The organism is Streptomyces sp. NPDC057271 (genome assembly GCF_042668715.1).
Classification (GTDB): domain Bacteria; phylum Actinomycetota; class Actinomycetes; order Streptomycetales; family Streptomycetaceae; genus Streptomyces.
The window spans coordinates 60,068-63,574 of record NZ_JBHUYJ010000005.1; the positions used below are offsets into that span (position 1 = coordinate 60,068).

Genomic DNA, 3,507 nt, shown 5'->3' on the forward strand with positions numbered 1-3,507 from the left:
TGTTGAGTCGGGCGCCTTGTTGGTGGTAGGGGAAGGGGATCCGGAGCCTGAGGCGAAACGATCCCCCGCCCACCCTTCCCACCCATGCCCCTCCCCCCCCCCCCTCCCCGCGACCGGGATTCGGTGTCACCTGCCGGCGAGCTCCCAGACCGCGAGCATCAGACCGGCGCTCGCCGTCAGCGCGGCGATGCTGGTCAGCGGCCAGCGGGAGCGTTCCAGGGCGTCGAGCCGGGACTCCATGTCGGCGAGCTGTTTGTCGGTCTGGTCACTGCGCTGCACGAGCAGGGCGAGCGAGCCGTCGACGCGGGCGAAGCCGGCCTCGAGGGTGCCGCGCATCCGCTCCAGCTCGATGGCGACGGTGACCGGGTCGTGCTGTTCAGCCTCGGTCATCGGCATCCCCCGGTGAGCTGCGCAGCCAGGAGGGCAGGAGGTTCTGCACGCTCGGGACGGCCATGATCCGGGTCAGCGCACCGGCCACGGCCAGTGCCCCGGCGACCCACGGCAGGGTCTCCGGGAGCCCGGAGGCGTCGACGATCGCGGGGAGGACGACGGCGATCGCGACGGCGGTCTGGAGGACGGTACGAGCCGTGCGCTTGGAGGCGTCGGACATCGGGGGCTCCTTCTCGTGAGGGGCGGGACTACTTCGTGTACGGGACCTTCAGCGCGTTCCAGGAGGTGCGGCCGGGCCAGCCGTCGGCGTCGGAGCCGGTGAAGCCGAGCTTGCGCTGCCACCGCGCGTAGCTGCGGCGGTCGGCCTCGCTCCAGCGCGGGGACGGGCCGACGGCGTAAGCGGAGCAGCCCTCCGCGACCAGTCGGCGGCCCATCGCGGTGACGATCGGGGAACTGGGGCTGTTCCTGAAGAACGACGCGCCGGGGAAGGGCTGGTAGCGCGGGGTGGCGGGCCGCTGGGCGGCGGGCAGCTGTTTCGCGGGTGCCGCCCCGAGCCGGGTCTGGACGCGGTCCCGCATGCCCGGCATGGCGAAACCGCGCGGGTCGCTCTTCCAGTCGGACCACTCCAGGTGCCCGATGACGGACTTGGCGCCCCAGCCGTGAGCCCGGCAGATCGCCGCCGAGACCCGTTCGATGGCGTCGAGCTGGGCGGCCGGCCAGGGGTCGGCGCCGTCGCCGAGGTTGACGCACTCGAAGCCGTAGAAGCGGGAGTTGCCGTCCACGGCGCCGGAGCTGCCCTGGTGCTCCTGGGGGGCGGGCGGCCGGGTTCCGTACGTCTCGGTGATGACGGCCTGGAGGACGGAGGGGTCGCCGCCGCCGGCGTGGTTGGCGCGGCCGTTGCCGACGAGGTGGACCGTGCCGTCCTTGGTGATCACACCGTGGCAGAGCGGGCCCGGCAGGCCGGAGTAGCCGTTGTAGCAGAGCTCGACCGACGAGGCGGCGCCGCTGGAGACGGTGTGGTGGATCATCACGCCGTTCACCGGGCCCCAGGCGCCGACGTGGTTGCGGTTGTGGGTGCGCCAGCCGTCGTGCTCGACGACGGTGACGCCTTCGGCGCGGAGCGCCGAGAGGAGCTGGTCCGCGGTGAGGGGCGTGGCCATGGAGGTCCTTCCGTGGAGTGGGCTGGGTCAGGCCGAACGCCCCGTGCGGTCGGGGACCGGCACGGGGCGTTCGGGGTGCTGCGGGATCGTGTGGGCGGGAGCGGCTCAGGCCAGCGCGGCCCAGATGGCGTTGGCGTCGGGGACCACGGTCGAGGGGTTGAACGACGTCGGGAGCGAGCTCTGGCCGGTCGTGGGGAGTCGGCCGTGCCGGATGAAGGACCCCGGCATTCGGGCGCTGCCGCCCGGGTACTCGCCCGCGCTGGCGCCCCGCAGGAAGGCGGGCCCGTTGTAGCTGGGGCTGGGGCCGTTGACGAGCAGAGCGACCCAGTAGTGGCCGGCCTGCGCGTTGAACGAGACGGGAATCGGGCAGATGACGGTGGTTCCCTCGGTCGCCGGGATCAGCGTCGTGAGGCTGCTGGTCTGGGCGATCCGGTTGCCGCTGCTGGAGTAGAGCCCGGCGTACGAGGAGGAGCTCAGCGTGCCGCCGACGTATCCGGGCACGTAGAACACCACGTTGTAGATGGTGGTGGCCGCGTGGAGCGGGACACCGATCAGGTAGACCGTGCCGTTGGTGCAGTACTGCACCTGGTCCGCCGAGGAGGCCGCCGGGTCGAAGGCCCAGCCGGAGAAGCCCAGCGCGCTGGGGGACCAGGTTCCCGCCGCGGACACCGTGTCGACGTAGCCCCGACGGACCAGGTGGTCGGCGGTGCTGGGGGAGGCGGTGGTGGACGGAGGTACGGCGAACGTCTTCGCGCCGGCGATGGTCTGGCTTCCGCTGAGCAGCACCGCGTCACCCGCGGCCACCGCCGACACGTCGGCGGCGTTCAGCTGGACCGTGCCGGCCTGGCCGTTGACGGACTTCACCGGAGCACCGTCGATCGCCAGATAGCGCAGGTCGCCGGCGGCCTGCGTGAGTGCGCCGAGGTCGGCGGCGGTCAGTACGACGTCGCCGGTCCGCCCGTTCACGGAGCCGACCGCGCCACCGGCGGCCGGCAGCTGCGCGGCCGGGACCTTGCCGTCGGCACCCAGGGTCGCCACTCCGCCGGCGGCTCCGGCGGCGGTGGTCGCGAGGGCGGCGACATCGGCGGCGGTCAGGACGATGTCGGCCGAGGTCTGGCCGTTGACGGACCGTACCGGGCCGGCGGGTCCCTGCGGGCCGAGTTCGCCGGCGGGTCCGGGCGGGCCGGGCACGGCCACGTGGTTCGGCGTGCTCGGGTCCGCGGGGCGGATGTCCGCGAGGTCGACGACCGGGTGGGCGGCGGGCAGCGCGATCTGGTAGATCCGGACCCGGTCCATGCCGCCGAGCTTCTCGGTGACGTGGTAGGTCCAGTCGACGGGGTTCCAGCCGGGCAGGTCGGTCGCCGGCAGGACGACGCTGATCCGGCCCTCGGCGTCGAGGGTGGCGCGGGTCGGCCCGCCCACGAAGACGTCCGACTCGGCATGCGTGAGCAGCGAGGGCGGCCGGAATTCGACGGACCCGCTCATCGGGCCGCCGTCGGGGTTGAGATAGCGGGCGGTGATCTGGACGGTGGAGATGGACGGAGGCAGCACGAGGGCTCCTTTGCTTGCGGAGAGGCAGGGCGGGCGGCGGGTGTGTTCGACGGGAGTACCGGCGCGCCGGTGGAGGGGCGACCCGCCGGGGTGCGCTGCGACGGGCGGGCTCGTGGTGAATGCGCCGCGCTGTGACGGGGCGGCTCGTGGTGAATGCGCCGCGCTGTGACGGGGCGGCTCGTGGTGAATTGCGCCGCGCTGTGACGGGGCGGCTCGTGGTGAATTGCGCCGCGCTGTGACGGGGCGGCTCGTGGTGAATTGCGCCGCGCCGTGACGGGGCCGCCGCGGGTGAAGGCGCGGCGGTGTGTGCGGGGCGCGGTGTGAGGGCAGCGCGGTCAAGGTGCGTCGCCGTGCCCGCCCGGGAGGTTCCCGGGGGGGGACGGTGCGCCCCCGCGGGTCACCCCCC

General features: G+C 73.6%; 4 protein-coding genes. All 4 read right to left on the reverse strand.

Features of this window, described 5'->3' with window-relative positions; genetic code table 11:
• Positions 1–126: 126 nt before the first annotated feature.
• A complete protein-coding gene (locus ACFUJR_RS03845; RefSeq protein ID WP_383181708.1) occupies positions 127–390 on the reverse strand; it encodes a hypothetical protein in 264 nt (87 codons plus the stop codon).
• On the reverse strand, positions 377–610 hold the full coding sequence (locus ACFUJR_RS03850; RefSeq protein WP_383181705.1) for a hypothetical protein: 234 nt from the start codon (positions 608–610) through the stop codon (positions 377–379). Before ACFUJR_RS03850 ends, ACFUJR_RS03845 begins: the two co-directional genes overlap by 14 nt.
• Positions 611–638: 28 nt before the next feature.
• Positions 639–1,550 (reverse strand): peptidoglycan-binding protein, encoded by a 912-nt coding sequence (locus ACFUJR_RS03855; RefSeq protein ID WP_383181702.1) that lies wholly within the window; start codon positions 1,548–1,550, stop codon positions 639–641.
• A 105-nt stretch (positions 1,551–1,655) separates the two neighbouring features.
• The gene (locus ACFUJR_RS03860) at positions 1,656–3,101 is read right to left on the reverse strand and encodes a phage tail protein (protein WP_383178221.1); all 1,446 of its coding nucleotides are present in this window, start codon (positions 3,099–3,101) and stop codon (positions 1,656–1,658) included.
• Positions 3,102–3,507: the final 406 nt, after the last annotated feature.

What these genes read in the sequence shown, in the direction of transcription:
- ACFUJR_RS03850 (WP_383181705.1), bottom strand. Translation starts at nt 610, where the DNA reads ATGTCCGACGCCTCCAAGCGCACGGCTCGTACCGTCCTCCAGACCGCC.
- ACFUJR_RS03845 (WP_383181708.1), bottom strand. Translation starts at nt 390, where the DNA reads ATGACCGAGGCTGAACAGCACGACCCGGTCACCGTCGCCATCGAGCTG.
- ACFUJR_RS03855 (WP_383181702.1), bottom strand. Translation starts at nt 1,550, where the DNA reads ATGGCCACGCCCCTCACCGCGGACCAGCTCCTCTCGGCGCTCCGCGCC.